Genomic DNA, 13,867 nt, shown 5'->3' with positions numbered 1-13,867 from the left:
TTACTAGTAAGTATTGTCGAGCGACAATAATCCATGCCATGCCGGCTAATGACCGGCTGCTGAACCATAATCAGGGCGAGCGCCTGCTCGCCACGTCGACGAGGACGAAACATGACTGCTTATCCGCATTTGCTCTCCCCGCTGGATCTGGGCTTTACCACGCTGAAAAACCGCGTCTTGATGGGCTCCATGCACACCGGGCTGGAAGAAGCGCCTGGTGGCTTCGACAAGATGGCGGCTTTTTATGCCGAGCGCGCCCGTGGCGGCGTCGGCCTGATCGTGACTGGCGGCGTGGGGCCGAATGCCGAGGGCTGTGTGGCCGAGGGGGCCTCCATGCTGGCCGATGAGCAACATGTGCCGGACCACCGCAAGGTGACTGACGCCGTGCATGCGGCGGGCGGCAAGATTGCGCTGCAGATTCTGCACTCCGGCCGCTACAGCTTTCAGGAAAAATGCGTGTCGGCCTCGCCATTGATCGCGCCCATCAATTTCTACCGTCCGCGCGAGCTGTCTGATGCCGAGGTGTGGCAGACCATTGCCGACTTCGCCCGTTGTGCCGGCCTGGCGCAGCAGGCCGGCTATGACGGCGTGGAGGTGATGGGCTCGGAAGGCTATCTGATCAACCAGTTCATCGCCCGTGCCACCAACAAGCGTACCGATGACTGGGGTGGCAGCTTTGCCAACCGCATCCGCTTTGCCATTGAAACCGTCAAGGCGGTACGCGCCGCGGTGGGCAGCGATTTCATCATCATCTATCGCCTGTCCATGCTGGACCTGGTGCAGGACGGCAGCAGCTGGGACGAGGTGGTGCAACTGGCGCAAGAGATCGAGCGCGCCGGTGCCACCATCATCAATACCGGTATCGGCTGGCACGAAGCCCGTGTCCCCACCATCGCCACCATGGTGCCGCGTGGCGGCTTTGCCTGGGTCACCAAAAAGCTGATGGGCAAGGTGAACATTCCGCTGATCACCACCAATCGCATCAATACTCCGGAAGTGGCCGAAGACATCCTCGCCAGCGGCTGTGCCGACATGGTGTCGATGGCGCGCCCCTTCCTGGCCGACCCGGATTTCGTCAACAAGGCGGCTGCCGGCAAAGCCGCTGAAATCAATACCTGTATTGGCTGTAATCAGGCCTGTCTGGACCATATCTTCCAGGGCAAGCTCACCAGCTGTCTGGTGAATCCGCGTGCCTGCCGCGAAACCGAACTCAACTACACCCCGGTGACCCAGGCCAAGAAGCTGGCGGTAGTCGGGGCCGGCCCGGCCGGGCTGGCATTTGCCACCATTGCTGCCGAGCGCGGCCATCTGGTCACGCTGTTCGATTCCGCCAGCGAGATTGGCGGCCAGTTCAATGTGGCGAAGAAGATTCCTGGCAAGGAAGAGTTTTTCGAAACCCTGCGTTACTTCGCGCGGCGCATCGACACCACCGGCGTCACGCTGCGGCTGAACACCCGTGCTGATGCTGCCATGCTGAAAGACTTCGATGAAGTGGTGCTGGCCACCGGCATCGCACCGCGCCTGCCGCAGATCGACGGCATCGACCACCCCAAGGTGCTGAATTATCTGGACGTGCTCAAGCACGGCAAGCCGGTGGGTAAGCGCGTGGCCATCATCGGTGCGGGTGGCATCGGTTTTGATGCTGCGGAATTCCTCACTCACGAGGGGCAGTCGACTTCGCTGGACGTGGCCGCCTTCATGCGCGAGTGGGGGGTGGATATGAGTGTGGAACAGCCTGGCGGCCTCAGCCCGCAAGGCCCGCAACCACATGCCAGCCCGCGCGAGGTGTATCTCTTGCAGCGCAAGCAAAGCAAGGTGGGCGATGGCCTGGGCAAGACCACCGGCTGGATTCATCGCGCCAGCCTGCAGATGAAAAAGGTGAAAATGCTGTCCGGCGTCAGCTACCACAAGATCGACGATGCCGGCCTGCATGTCAGCATCAAGGACGAGCTGCAGGTGCTGCCGGTGGATAACGTCATCATTTGCGCCGGGCAAGATCCGCTGCGCGAACTGCAGCAGCCCTTGCTGGATGCCGGCAAGACCGTGCACCTGATCGGCGGTGCCGATGTGGCGGCCGAGCTGGATGCCAAGCGCGCCATCAATCAGGGGGCCACCCTGGCGGCCGCCATCTGATCAGGCTGTGCTCCGGTCCTCATCATGAAAAATCCCCGCCAGCTGCTGCGGGGATTTTTCTTGCTGCTATGTAGTGTGCTTACAGAAAGTGGCGCAGCGTGTCTTCCAGATTCCTCTCGTTCAGCCGCCCCAGCAGGCTGCCCACCTGCTTGCCATTGCGATCCAGGATAATGCTGTAGGGCAGGGCACCGGCCGGGTTGCCCAGCGTGCGCAGCAGGCTCAGGGTATCGCTGTCGCCCAGTACGATGGGGTAGCTGATTTTCAGCTGGCGGGCGAAGTTGTAGGTTTCGGTCTTGTTGTCCAGCGCAATGCCCACTACCTCTACCCCCTTGGGGGCCAGTCGTTCGCGCAGGGCATTGAGCATGGGCATTTCTTCGCGACAGGGGCCGCACCAGGTCGCCCAGAAATTCACCAGCACCACTTTGCCTTGGTAAGCACGTAGCGAGACGGAATTGCCGGTCTGGTCGGTGAAGCGGGTTTGCGCCAGCGTGGGGGCGGCCAGCGTGCTCAGTGGCAGCAGGCAGAGCAGGGCGGCCAGCAGGCTGGCGCGCAGGGTGGTCGGGCTCATGTGGCCTCCATCATGATGAGTGGCAAGTGGTAAGGGGAATTTCACCCGGATGGTTTTGGAGCAGCGGCCTGCGGCCAAGTTTCATGTCTGGCGGGCAAAATGCGGTCTGCTGCCCCGGTCGCCGCTGGTATATTGCGCCGGCAGGGTACTTGCATGGCAACGATACGCGCTTCATCCTGCAGGGTCGATGCGGCCGAGCCAGGCTGGCCAGTGTGGCATTATGCCAAACAGGATGAGCTGAAGCATTCCTTCATCCTGAAGGCTTGAATTCCCTGGCTCCAACCCCCACCATAGATCAATTCGCAGCAAGTCATCCACCGTCTAGGGGAACCCATGACCGTCCCACATCTGTCCACTGCACTGACCGGCCCCCTGCTGGAACTGGAAAGTCGCATTCTTACCGCCCAGCCCCACATCGAGCACTGGTTCCGCAGTCAGTGGCATAACCACGCCGCACCGTTTTACGGCTCGGTCGACTTGCGCAACAGCGGTTTCAAGCTGGCCCCGGTGGACATGAATTTGTTCCCCGGCGGACACAACAATCTCAATCCGGATTTCCTGCCCTTGTCCATCCAGGCGGCGCAGGCCGCCGTGGAAAAGGTCTGTCCGGAAGCGCGCAGCATCTTGCTGATTCCGGAAAACCACACCCGTAATACCTTCTATCTGCAAAATGTGGCCACGCTGGTGCACATTTTCGAGCAGGCCGGCCTCAAGGTACGGCTGGGCACGCTGAACCCGGAAATCACCGAAGTCACCGAGCTGACCAGCGCCGGCGGCGACATCGTCAAGCTCGAACCCATCCTGCGCCAGGGCAACCGCCTGAAGCTGGCCGACGGTTTCAATCCCTGCGTGGTACTGCTCAACAACGACCTGTCCGGCGGCATCCCCGATATCCTCAAGGATCTGGAGCAGAACCTGCTGCCGCCGCTGCATGCCGGCTGGGCCGTGCGCCGCAAGAGCAACCACTTCACTGCCTACGACCAGGTGGCCGATCAGTTCGCGCAGCTTATTTCCATCGACCCGTGGATGATCAACCCCTACTTCGTCAACTGTAACGGGCTGGATTTCCATGCCCGCCAAGGCGAGGACGCACTGGCCGAATCCGTGGCCAGCACGCTGGACAAGATCGCCGCCAAATACCGTGAATACGGCATCAAGAACGACCCCTTTGTCATCGTCAAGGCCGATGCCGGCACCTATGGCATGGGCGTGATGAGCGTGAAGAGCCCGGAAGAAGTCATCGGCCTCAATCGCAAGGCGCGCAACAAGATGTCGGTGGTGAAAGAAGGGCTGGAAGTCTCCGAAGTCATCGTGCAGGAAGGGGTCTACACCTTCGAAACGGTAGAAGACGCCGTGGCCGAACCGGTGGTGTACATGATGGACCGCTTTGTTACCGGTGGTTTCTACCGCGTGCATACCGGCCGTGGCATTGACGAAAACCTCAACGCACCGGGCATGCAGTTTGTGCCGCTGTCGTTTGAAACCCCTTGCCTGCCGGACAAGCACGGCTCGCCGGACTGTGCGCCCAACCGCTTCTACGCCTACGGCGTGATTGCCCGTCTGGCGCTGCTGGCCGCTTCGCTGGAGCTGGAAAACACCGACCCCGAGCGCGACTGAGGCCATGAAGCAGCTGCGCGGCCTGTTGCTACTGCTGTTGCCCATGCTGGCAGCAGCAGCCAGCTTTGATTGCAGCAAGGCGGCAAGTGCCACCGAGCAGGCCATTTGCAGCCAGCCGGCGCTGTCGGCGCTGGACGAGCAATTGGCCGCCGCCTATCGCCAGCACAATCAGCAAGGCCTGCTGCAGGACAATCAGCGCCAGTGGCTGGCCGGACCGCGCGCCGAGTGCAAGGCCGATGTTGCCTGCCTGCAAAGCCGTTATCAGCAGCGGCTGGAGCAATTGCAGGGGGCAACGCTGATCCGCCAGCGCATCGACAATGCCGCGCCGGCTTACCGCTTTGACATCAGCTTGCTCAACTGGGGCGAACGCGACTGGGCGGCGGAAGGCCCGGCGCTGATCAACATCATCGACAAGCGCAGCCAGCGCCAGCTGCAGCAGCTGCGGCTGGACAATGTGTATATGGCGCATGGCGACGATGGCAAGCCGCTGGTCAATTCGGCGCGGCTGTATGATTTGCAGGGCGTGATCAATGTGGCTGACTTCAACTTTGATGGCCATGCCGATTTCGCCGTACAGAACGGCAATGACGGCCCCTATGGCGGCCCCACCTACAGCGTTTATCTCTACGACAGCACCAGCACGCAGTTTGTATTGAGCGATGAATTATCGACGCTGACCGCCGAAACGCTGGGCATGTTCCAGGTGGATGCCAAACGCAAGCGGCTGAGCACCTTTGCTAAAAGTGGCTGCTGTTACCACGAAACCACCCACTACCAGTTTGATGCCCGCCACCGCCTGCAGGCCGTGGAGCGGCTGATTGAAGACGCGCAGGACCCGGCAGGCAAACAGGTGCGGGTGACTCGCGAAACCCTGGTCAACGGCCGCTGGAAAACATCTACCCGGCGCTATGCGCTGGATGCCTACTATCATCAATGAATCCGATGGCCGTCAGCCGGCCCGCCAGTGCGTGCTGGCGAAACCCTGGAGAGCACTATGCGTATCCTGTTCATCGCCGACCCGCTGGAACAGTTCAAGATTTACAAGGACACCACCTTTGCCATGATGGAAGAGGCGGCGCGACGCGGCCATGCCATCAGCTATGCCCAGGCGCACCAGCTGTCGGTGGAAGGCGGCCGCCTGCTGGTGGATGCCCGTGGTCTGACTGTCACTGACGAACGCAAGGGTGACCATCCGGCCTGGTACAAGCTGGACGATGTACACCGCCAGCCGCTGACCGCTTTCAATGCGGTGGTGATGCGCAAGGACCCGCCCTTCGACATGGAATACCTGTACGCCTCCCAGCTGTTCACGCTGGCCGAGGCGCAAGGCGTCAAGGTGTTTACCAGCGGCCAGGCGCTGCGTGACTTCAACGAAAAGCTGGCCATCCTCAATTTCCCGGAGCTGACGGCCCCCACCATGATCACCGGTGAAACACCACGGCTGAAGGCCTTTATCCGCCAGCATCTGGATGTGATTCTCAAGCCGCTGGACAGCATGGGTGGCGACAGCATTTTCCGGGTGACGCCAAACGACCCCAATCTGTCGGTGATTCTGGAAACCATTACCCTGCGCGGCAAGCGCACCATCATGGCGCAGCGCTATATCCCGGAAATCCGTGATGGCGACAAGCGCGTGCTGGTGATTGACGGCGTACCGGTGGACTACTGCCTGGCGCGCATTCCGGCGGCCGGTGAGACCCGGGGCAATCTGGCGGCCGGTGGCCGTGGCGAAGCCCGTCCGCTGAGCGCGCGCGACCGGGAAATCGCCGAAGCGGTCGGCCCGGAGCTGAAAAAGCGCGGCATCCTGCTGGCCGGGCTGGATGTCATCGGCAATTACCTGACCGAAGTGAATGTCACCAGCCCCACCTGCTTCCGCGAAATCATGGACCAGACCGATATCAATGTCGCCGGCCTGTACATCGACGCACTGGAACGCGCTACCGCACATTAAGCCTTGCCATCAGCCTGTCATCTGCCGGCGGCAACATCGCCGCTGGCAGGGGCTGGCTCGCTTGCCCGGCTGGCCGGTAGCGCTTAACATGCCGCTCGCCGGGCCGGCACAATGCCACCCGCCATCCGCGCAATCACTGGATCTGACATGAGCAAGCATGAGGAAAGCCCGTTCAAGGGCAAGACCGGCGTCCGCCGGCTGATCAACGCCTTCGGTTACTCGCTGGACGGCATCAAGGCGGCCTGTCGCCACGAGGATGCCTTTCGCCAGCTGGCCTTGCTGGCCTGCATCCTGATTCCCTGTGCGCTGTTCCTGGTGCCGGCCAGTCCGCTGGCACGGGCCATGCTGGTGGCCAGCTCGCTGGCCACCCTCATCATCGAATTGCTCAATTCCGCCATTGAAGCTGCGGTCGATCACACCTCGCTGGAGCGCCACCCGCTGGCCAAGCGTGCCAAGGACATGGGCAGCGCCGCCCAGCTGCTGGGCTTGATCAATCTGGCAGCGGTATGGCTGCTGGTGTTGTTCGGGCGCTAACGCCGCAAGCCGCAGCGCGACAGAGACTGCGCCAGCAGTGATAGCAGGCTGGCCAGCAGGAAGGCGCTATGGCTTTCCAGTCGCGGCAGCAGCAGTACCAGCGTCAGGCAGAATGCAGCAAAGGAAAAGCGCCCCAGCAGCATGCCGCGTAGCAGGGTCTGCACCGCAGCAGGCCCCTGTGCCTGCTGGATCGATGCCGTCATCACCACCCCCAGCAGTGGAAATACCGCCAATACGCCGCTCCAGGCAGGCCCCAGCCGGTGCGCTGCCGTACTCACCCCCAGCGTCAGCACGGCAGCGGCCAGCATGCGCAGCCACAGCCGGTCGGGGCTGCTGCTGTCCAGCGCTGGTTTGGGTGGCCGTGGCAGCAAGACGTAATTGCCACTGACGCTGAGTGCCGCGATACCCAACGCCAGCAGGAGCGAGGGCGTCAGTTGCTGCAATAGCAGCGCGGCCAGCAGCCAGCCACTCAGGGCCGCAGCCAGCGCCACTGGCCAGTGTTGGCGACTGGCGGTGCGGGCATAGATCAGGTTGAACACTTCGGATGCCGCAATGGCTGCGATGGCTTGCATGGCGGCCATGGCAGCAAAGGCCTTGCCCTGCTCGTGCGCCAGCAGCCACAGAATGGGGCCGGCGACGATGGGCAGGCCGGACAGCCAGCCGGCGAAGCCGGGGCCGCGGTAACGTGCCACCAGCGACAGCAAGTACAACAAGGTGGGGATCAGGGTCAGTTTGAGCAGCAGCATGCAGTGGACCGGTAACAACAGCCGGCTCAGCATAGCATGTGAATGGCATGGCCCGCCTTGTCGGGCTGCCTGCCGGCGTGCTTGCGTGTATGCTGGTCGGCCCCTGTCATGTCAATCGAGAGGATGCATATGCTGTCACCGGCAGATTCTGGCGTGGAAGAACTGGTGCTCAATCTGGTGCTGTGGCTGAAACTGGCGGTCGAAGCCTGTGGTGCGCTGGTGATAGGCGTGGGTGTGCTGTTTGCTGGCGTGCGTTACCTGCAGCGCTGCTTCCAGCCGGGGATGATGCAATACAACGCGGTGCGGCTGAGCTTTGCCCGTTTTCTGGCGCTGGCGCTGGAATTGCAGCTGGCGGCCGACATCCTGTCTACCGCAGTAGCCCCTAGCTGGGACCAGATCGGCAAGCTGGCCGCCATTGCCGTACTGCGTACAGCGCTCAATTTTTTCCTCGCCCAGGAAATTCGCGATACCGAGCAGGCCGATCAGCCACCGCAGAGCTGACGGCTCTGTGCTGGCACTACCAGTTTGCTCAGCAGTCTTCAGCGTGCCTGGCGCCGGTACAGGTAGCCGGGATAAACCCGGATGCAGCCGCTGGCGTCTTCGACCTTGCCATATTCCCCCACCAGCTCCCAGCTGGCCCCGTTGGCTTGCAGTATCCGGTAGACCGGGCTGCCGGCCTGATAAAACAGCAAGTCATTGCCATGGAAGTGGTCGAGCGGCAGCAGGGGGTGCTGGCTGGGCAGCACCAGCAGCATGGCCGCCGTTTGCACGTCCATGTCGGCCAGTTGTTCGCGGTCGGCGGCCACCATGCCGCAGAAGGCTAGCAGGAAGGCAAGCGGCAGCATCAGCCAGTGGCCGCTGAGCAGGCCGAACAGGGTGAGAATGGTGGAGCCGGTAAAAAAGAAGCTGCTGTGTGTTTTCATGATCGGGTTCATTGCCTGGGCTTGTGGCCTGCAAATGGCAAACGCCGCCTGGCCGGAGGCGGCGTTGTGCGGGTAGGTATGGCTCCGTCGCGGGAAGCTGCGTCACTGGCACAATTAATCCGGCAGTTTTGTCGGAAGATGGTGCAGCGCATGTCTGTAATTATATGAGTATTTTCCTGAAATTAAGCAATAAAAACAGAGTGTTGTGAATGCTGCTGGCGTAGCTGCAATAGCCACCTGTATTGTACCGGCCTGACAAAAAAACAACGCCACCCGAAGGTGGCGTCATGGTGTGCTGCAGCGCTCTGCGCTTTACTCTTCTGCCGGCTTGGCTTCCGGCGGCGCAATCACCTCACTGTAGCCACATTCCTTCTGCGGGCAGACTTTCTCGGTACCGCGACGCTTGGTGGTCTTGATCGTGAGGATAGGCCAGTTGCACTTGGGGCAGGGCTCGGCTACCGGCGGGTTCCAGGTGGCGTACTTGCACTTGGGATAGGTATTGCAGCTGTAGAACAGCTTGCCGTAGCGGCTCTTGCGCTCAATCAGGTGGCCGGTCTTGCATTCCGGGCATTCCACACCGGTGTCGCGTGGCTTTTCCAGCGGCTCGATGTGTTTGCACTTGGGGTAATTGGCGCAACCGATGAACTTGCCGTAACGGCCCTTCTTGATGTGCAGTTCGCCACCGCAGTCCGGGCAGACCCGGCCTTCGATCACTGTCGGTGCTTCGGCCTCTTCGGCGGCCTGTTCGGCGGTTTCACCCATATTGCGGGTGTAGTCGCAGTCCGGGTAGCCGGTGCAGGCGATGAAGCGGCCGCGCTTGCCAAACTTGATGGACAAGGGCTTGCTGCATTTCGGGCAGGCTTCGTCCAGGCTTTCGGTGGTGACTTCTGCGCGGGAAATGCTCTCCTTTTCCGCCAGCTGCTTGGAAAAACCCTTCCAGAAGCTGTCCATCACCGGCACCCACTCACGCTGGCCACTGGCGATATCATCCAGCTGGTTTTCCAGCTTGGCGGTGAAGTTGTAGTCCACGTACTGACTGAAATGCTCAGTCAGGAATTTGTTGACGATGTCGCCGGTGTCGGTGGGCTGGAAGCGCTTCTTGTCGAGGATGACGTATTCGCGGTCTTTCAGCGTGGAGATGATGCTGGCGTAGGTGGAAGGACGGCCGATGCCGAATTCTTCCAGCGCCTTCACCAGACTGGCTTCGGAGAAGCGCGGCGGCGGCTGGGTGAAGTGCTGCTCGCCATACAGCTTGTCCACCGGCAGGCTGTCGCCTTCTTCCAGTAGCGGCAGCTTGGCGTTGTCTTCGTCCTCGGCATCATCCACGTCTTCCTCGTACACGGCGAGGAAGCCGGCAAAGGTCTGCACCTGGCCGCTGGCACGGAAGATGCCCTCGCCCATGGTGATGTCCACGCTGGTGGTGTCGAACTTGGCCGGTGCCATCTGGCAGGCCAGGGTACGCTTCCACACCATGTCGTACAGCTTGAACTGGTCGGTGGTCAGGAAGGGCTTGACCGAGTCCGGTGTGCGCAGGATGGAGGTGGGGCGAATCGCCTCATGCGCCTCCTGGGCATTCTTGGACTTGTTCTTGTAGGCAACGGCGTTCTTGGGCAGAAAGTCGTTGTTGAAGGTGTCACTGATATAGCTGCGGATTTCTTCCACGGCTTCATTGGCCAGTGCCACCGAGTCGGTACGCATATAGGTGATCAGACCGACCGTGCCCTGGCCGATGTCGATACCTTCATACAGCTGCTGCGCGGTCCGCATGGTGCGGTCGGTGGTCATGCCCAGCTTGCGTACGGCTTCCTGTTGCAGCGTCGAGGTCGTGAAAGGGGCAGCCGGGCTGCGCGATTTCTTTTTCTTCTCGATGGTGGTGACCGTGGCTGGCTGGTTTTGCAGACGCGCCAGGATGTCGGCGTGTTCGGCATCACCCGGAATGGCGAACTGATCCAGCTTCTGGCCGGCCAGTGTGGTCAGCTTGGCCGAGAACTTGGTTCTGCCCTTGTGGCTGTCCAGATGCACCGACCAGTATTCCTGCTGCACAAAGGCCTTGATCTCGTTCTCGCGTTCGCAGATCAGGCGCAGTGCCGGGCTTTGTACCCGACCTGCCGACAGGCCGCGGCGGATTTTCTTCCACAGCAGCGGCGACAGATTGAAACCCACCAGATAATCCAGGGCGCGGCGTGCCTGTTGGGCATCGACCAGATCCTGGGCGACTTCGCGCGGGTTGCCGATGGCTTCCAGTACCGCGTTCTTGGTGATTTCGTGGAACACCACGCGCTGGGCGGTTTTGCCCTTCAACAGCTTTTTGCTGTTGAGGATCTGCACCAGATGCCAGGAAATGGCTTCACCTTCGCGGTCCGGGTCAGTGGCCAGGTAGACATGGTCCACCTCGGCCACCGCCTTGACGATGGCGTCTACATGTTTGCTGTTGCGGGCGATCAGCTGGTACTTCATGGCAAACCCCTTTTCCGGGTCTACCGCACCGTTTTTCGGTACCAGATCGCGCACGTGACCGTAGGAAGCCAGGACTTCGAAGTCCGGTCCCAGGTATTTCTTCAGCGTTTTTGCCTTGGATGGCGACTCAACGATCAAGAGGCTGGAGGGCATGTTTTCGTTTCAGTGTGTACCGGAGGAGCTCCGGCTGATAGCGGTTCTATCTATCAAACAAGAGCGCGTGTGGCGCTCTTGTGCAAAATTCCGTGCAGTCTCGTCAGGCGAGGCGGGATGTTAAGCCCGTCGCACCGGCGCTGACAAGTCATTGCATGGTGGGTTCGCCATGAATGGCGTCCAGCAATTCTTCGCCCAGCAGGATGGGCAGTTCTGCCTTTTGCGCCCACAACACCATCAGTGCCACCAGTTTGGCCGAGCCGACATTGATATCGTCGTCCGGCAATTCAAACAGGCGGTCAATCACCATTTCGCGCTGCGAGGGCGACAGCGCGCCGTGGTCTTCCAGAAACTGGATCAGGCCGCGCACCTCGGTTGGCAGGCGTTCCTGCTCGGCATCGGCATAAATGCGCATGCCCGAGGCGTCGTCCGCGCTGGCATACAGGCCTTCCACCATATTGGCGACATTGTCCAGCCAGTCCAGCGCGTCGTTGATTTCCTCGTCTTCGAAGCCGGCGGCTTCCAACTGGCGCATCAGTGTGCCGCGGTCACCAAAGGCATCCGGGTCACGGTATTGCTCGAACAAATAAGTGAGAACGTCAAACATCAGGTCTTCTTCAAATGAGCTGCTACAGAATCCAGTCTGAATCAGACCAGTCGCTGGACCTGCCCGCCAGGCAGGCTGGTGAGCTTGCCGGCAAGCTCCAGCTCGAGCAGCATCGCGTAAACCTCCCCTTGCGTCAACCCGAGTTGCTGCGCCAGCCACTCGCTGCTGACCGGGTCGAAGCCCATCAGGGTGAGAATCTGCTCTGCCGCCGGTGCCGGATCTGCTGCGCGAACAGGGGCTGCCGGCGCGCTGCGGCTCAGCCGGCCCACTTCTTCCAGCACGTCTTCCACCGACTCCACCAGCCGGGCGCCATCCTTCAGCAACCGGTGGCAGCCACGTGCCTGCGGATTGTTGATCGAGCCAGGCACGGCCATGACTTCGCGCCCGCTTTCGGCCGCGAGCCTGGCGGTAATCAGCGAGCCGGAGTTGATATTGGCCTCCACCACCAGGCAGCCGCGGGAAAGGCCGGCAATGATGCGGTTGCGGCGCGGGAAGTGGCCGGCCAGCGGACCGGCACCCAGCGGGAATTCAGACAGGATCAGCCCGGCACTGCCAATCTGGTGTGCCAGTGCACGGTTGCTGGCGGGATATACCCGATCGATGCCGGTGCCGATCACCGCGATGGTGGAGCCTGCCGCGGCCAGCGCACCCTGGTGTGCCGCGGCGTCGATGCCGCTGGCCAGTCCGCTGACGATGGTGTAGCCGTGCTCAGCCAGACGCTGGGCAAAGTCGCTGGCGATCTGCTTGCCCGGCGGCGTGGCGCTGCGGCTGCCCACCATGGCCAGCATGGGCTGTTGCAGTAATTCCCGACGACCGCGAGCAAACAGCAGCGGCGGTGGCGATGCGGTTTCTGCCAGCGCTTGTGGATAGTCGTCATCCTGCAGGCTGAGCAGGCTGCACTGCTCGCCTTCGGCCCAGGCCAGCGCGGCGTCAACGTCCGGCTGCGCCACCCGCTCGCGCAGGGCCATGGCCGCCTGCTGGCCGATCAGCGGCGTGGTTTGTGACTGCCCGGCAGCCACGGCATGGCTGGCCGAACCAAAGCTGGCGATCAGCTTGAGAAAGCCGGCCGGGCCAATGCCCGGTGTCAGTGCCAGCAGCAGCCAGTCGCCGGAGGACTCGCTCATTCGCTTTCCGGTGCGGCCACGACATCACCGACGCTGGCCGCGTCGGTGCTTTCCAGCACCAGCCCGTACGACACCTTGTCAAACACCCGGTAGATGAAAATCTTGCCGATGGTCTGGCCTGGCAGCATGACCGACTTTTTCTGACCGTCGGCAGTGATGATGGAAACCGGCTTGCCGTTCTTGTAGATGCTGAGCACGTCGCCGGCTTCGACCTGTTCGCGCCGGCCCCGGTTGATCACTATATTGGAATACTGTGCGGCGCCATCCACGCCATCGTAGATCGAGATGATCTGGCCGCGGATGTCGCTGTCCGGGCTGTGCGGTACGTAGCTGACAAACTGGTCTTTCGGAGCTTTGATCAGGCGGTCGCCCACCAGGATTTCACCAGCCACGCTGGTGATGTGCATGCTTTGTACATCCTCACCCAGCTTGTCCACCACCACGTCGCCACCGTACATCACTTCGTAGCCGAGGTTTTCCTTGGTGTCGGGGTCGATCAGTGCCTTGCCGGCGCGGTAGGCCTGCCAGTTGCCCACTTCGCCGACGCCATTGGCATAGACGCGGTCGCCGGTGCCGAAGGCCAGCCGTTGTTCCGGTCCGGCAATCAGCCTGGGTGCCAGGCTGAATTCTTCTTCATTGACCACCAGCGGACGGCTGAGGAAGGGCTCGATGGCCTTGGCCGGAATGCTGGGAATCGCCTTGCCCACGTCGGACATGCGTATTTGCGGTGACAGCCGGAGTTCGCCCTGGCCACCTTTTTCCAGCGACAGCCGCGGCTGGCCGTTGACATAGCTCAGTACCAGTACGTCGCCGGGGTAGATCCAGTGCGGGTTCTTGATGTCGCGCTTGTTCATCTGCCACAAGCTGGGCCATTTCCATGGGCTCTTGAGGTAGCGACCCGAAATGCCCCACAAGGTATCGCCCTTGCTCACGGTATAGCGCTCAGGTGCGCCGGGCTTGATGGTGAGCGTGTCGGAAAATGCCGGGAGAGCCAGTCCCAGAGCCAAAGCAAGCGATATAATACTTTTACGCATGAAAAGTGCCCCAATATTGA

13 protein-coding genes are annotated in these 13,867 nt (G+C 61.5%); 6 read left to right on the top strand and 7 right to left on the bottom strand.

The genetic code is table 11. The annotated features are described in order from the left end of the window. Window positions 1-111 precede the first annotated feature (111 nt). Window positions 112-2,133: an NADPH-dependent 2,4-dienoyl-CoA reductase gene (locus DBR44_RS16865; RefSeq protein ID WP_124645170.1), complete on the top strand. Its 2,022-nt coding sequence runs from the start codon at window positions 112-114 to the stop codon at window positions 2,131-2,133. Window positions 2,134-2,212: 79 nt separating this feature from the next. Here the strand turns inward: DBR44_RS16865 and DBR44_RS16860 are convergent, their stop codons facing one another. Beyond that, window positions 2,213-2,701: a TlpA disulfide reductase family protein gene (locus DBR44_RS16860; protein WP_124645169.1), complete on the bottom strand. Its 489-nt coding sequence runs from the start codon at window positions 2,699-2,701 to the stop codon at window positions 2,213-2,215. Window positions 2,702-3,034: 333 nt separating this feature from the next. Here DBR44_RS16860 and gshA point away from each other — a divergent pair, with 333 nt between their 5' ends. The 4 genes from gshA (at window position 3,035) to DBR44_RS16840 (ending at window position 6,803) form a co-directional block, all read left to right on the top strand. After that, window positions 3,035-4,318, top strand: a complete 1,284-nt coding sequence (gene gshA, locus DBR44_RS16855; RefSeq protein ID WP_124645168.1) for a glutamate--cysteine ligase — start codon at window positions 3,035-3,037, stop codon at window positions 4,316-4,318. A 4-nt stretch (window positions 4,319-4,322) separates the two neighbouring features. Beyond that, window positions 4,323-5,255 (top strand): lysozyme inhibitor LprI family protein, encoded by a 933-nt coding sequence (locus DBR44_RS16850; RefSeq protein WP_124645167.1) that lies wholly within the window; start codon window positions 4,323-4,325, stop codon window positions 5,253-5,255. Window positions 5,256-5,312: 57 nt separating this feature from the next. Next, entirely contained in the window at window positions 5,313-6,269 is a 957-nt protein-coding gene (gshB, locus tag DBR44_RS16845) for a glutathione synthase (RefSeq protein WP_124645166.1), read from the top strand. A gap of 147 nt (window positions 6,270-6,416) precedes the next feature. After that, complete coding sequence (locus DBR44_RS16840) at window positions 6,417-6,803, top strand: diacylglycerol kinase (RefSeq protein WP_124645165.1); 387 nt, start codon at window positions 6,417-6,419, stop codon at window positions 6,801-6,803. On the opposite strand, the gene DBR44_RS16835 is transcribed toward DBR44_RS16840, so the two are convergent. Next, a complete protein-coding gene (locus DBR44_RS16835; RefSeq protein ID WP_124645164.1) occupies window positions 6,800-7,549 on the bottom strand; it encodes a hypothetical protein in 750 nt (249 codons plus the stop codon). The two genes, DBR44_RS16840 and DBR44_RS16835, sit on opposite strands and share 4 nt — an antisense overlap. 129 nt (window positions 7,550-7,678) lie before the next feature. Between DBR44_RS16835 and DBR44_RS16830 the strand changes: the two genes are divergently transcribed. Further along, the gene (locus DBR44_RS16830) at window positions 7,679-8,050 is read left to right on the top strand and encodes a DUF1622 domain-containing protein (RefSeq protein ID WP_199731087.1); all 372 of its coding nucleotides are present in this window, start codon (window positions 7,679-7,681) and stop codon (window positions 8,048-8,050) included. A 38-nt stretch (window positions 8,051-8,088) separates the two neighbouring features. Here DBR44_RS16830 and DBR44_RS16825 read toward each other — a convergent pair whose 3' ends face one another. The 5 genes from DBR44_RS16825 to DBR44_RS16805 all read right to left on the bottom strand — a co-directional run bounded on the left by DBR44_RS16825 (window position 8,089) and on the right by DBR44_RS16805 (window position 13,847). Then, window positions 8,089-8,472 carry a hypothetical protein gene (locus tag DBR44_RS16825; protein WP_124645162.1) on the bottom strand — a complete coding sequence of 128 codons (384 nt, stop codon included), beginning with the start codon at window positions 8,470-8,472 and terminating at the stop codon, window positions 8,089-8,091. A gap of 312 nt (window positions 8,473-8,784) precedes the next feature. Continuing rightward, on the bottom strand, window positions 8,785-11,082 hold the full coding sequence (topA, locus tag DBR44_RS16820) for a type I DNA topoisomerase (RefSeq protein WP_124645161.1): 2,298 nt from the start codon (window positions 11,080-11,082) through the stop codon (window positions 8,785-8,787). Window positions 11,083-11,230: 148 nt separating this feature from the next. Next, window positions 11,231-11,689, bottom strand: a complete 459-nt coding sequence (locus tag DBR44_RS16815; protein WP_059287381.1) for a DUF494 family protein — start codon at window positions 11,687-11,689, stop codon at window positions 11,231-11,233. A 41-nt stretch (window positions 11,690-11,730) separates the two neighbouring features. Beyond that, window positions 11,731-12,813 (bottom strand): DNA-processing protein DprA, encoded by a 1,083-nt coding sequence (gene dprA / locus DBR44_RS16810; RefSeq protein ID WP_124645160.1) that lies wholly within the window; start codon window positions 12,811-12,813, stop codon window positions 11,731-11,733. Next, a complete protein-coding gene (locus DBR44_RS16805; protein WP_124645159.1) occupies window positions 12,810-13,847 on the bottom strand; it encodes a LysM peptidoglycan-binding domain-containing protein in 1,038 nt (345 codons plus the stop codon). Before DBR44_RS16805 ends, dprA begins: the two co-directional genes overlap by 4 nt. Between the last annotated feature and the right edge of the window lie 20 nt (window positions 13,848-13,867).

The sequence above is a fragment of the Aquitalea sp. FJL05 genome (genome assembly GCF_003852595.1).
Taxonomy (GTDB): domain Bacteria; phylum Pseudomonadota; class Gammaproteobacteria; order Burkholderiales; family Chromobacteriaceae; genus Aquitalea; species Aquitalea aquatilis.
The sequence above is the reverse complement of the archived record's forward strand: the minus strand, read 5'-3'. Positions and strand labels throughout refer to the sequence as shown.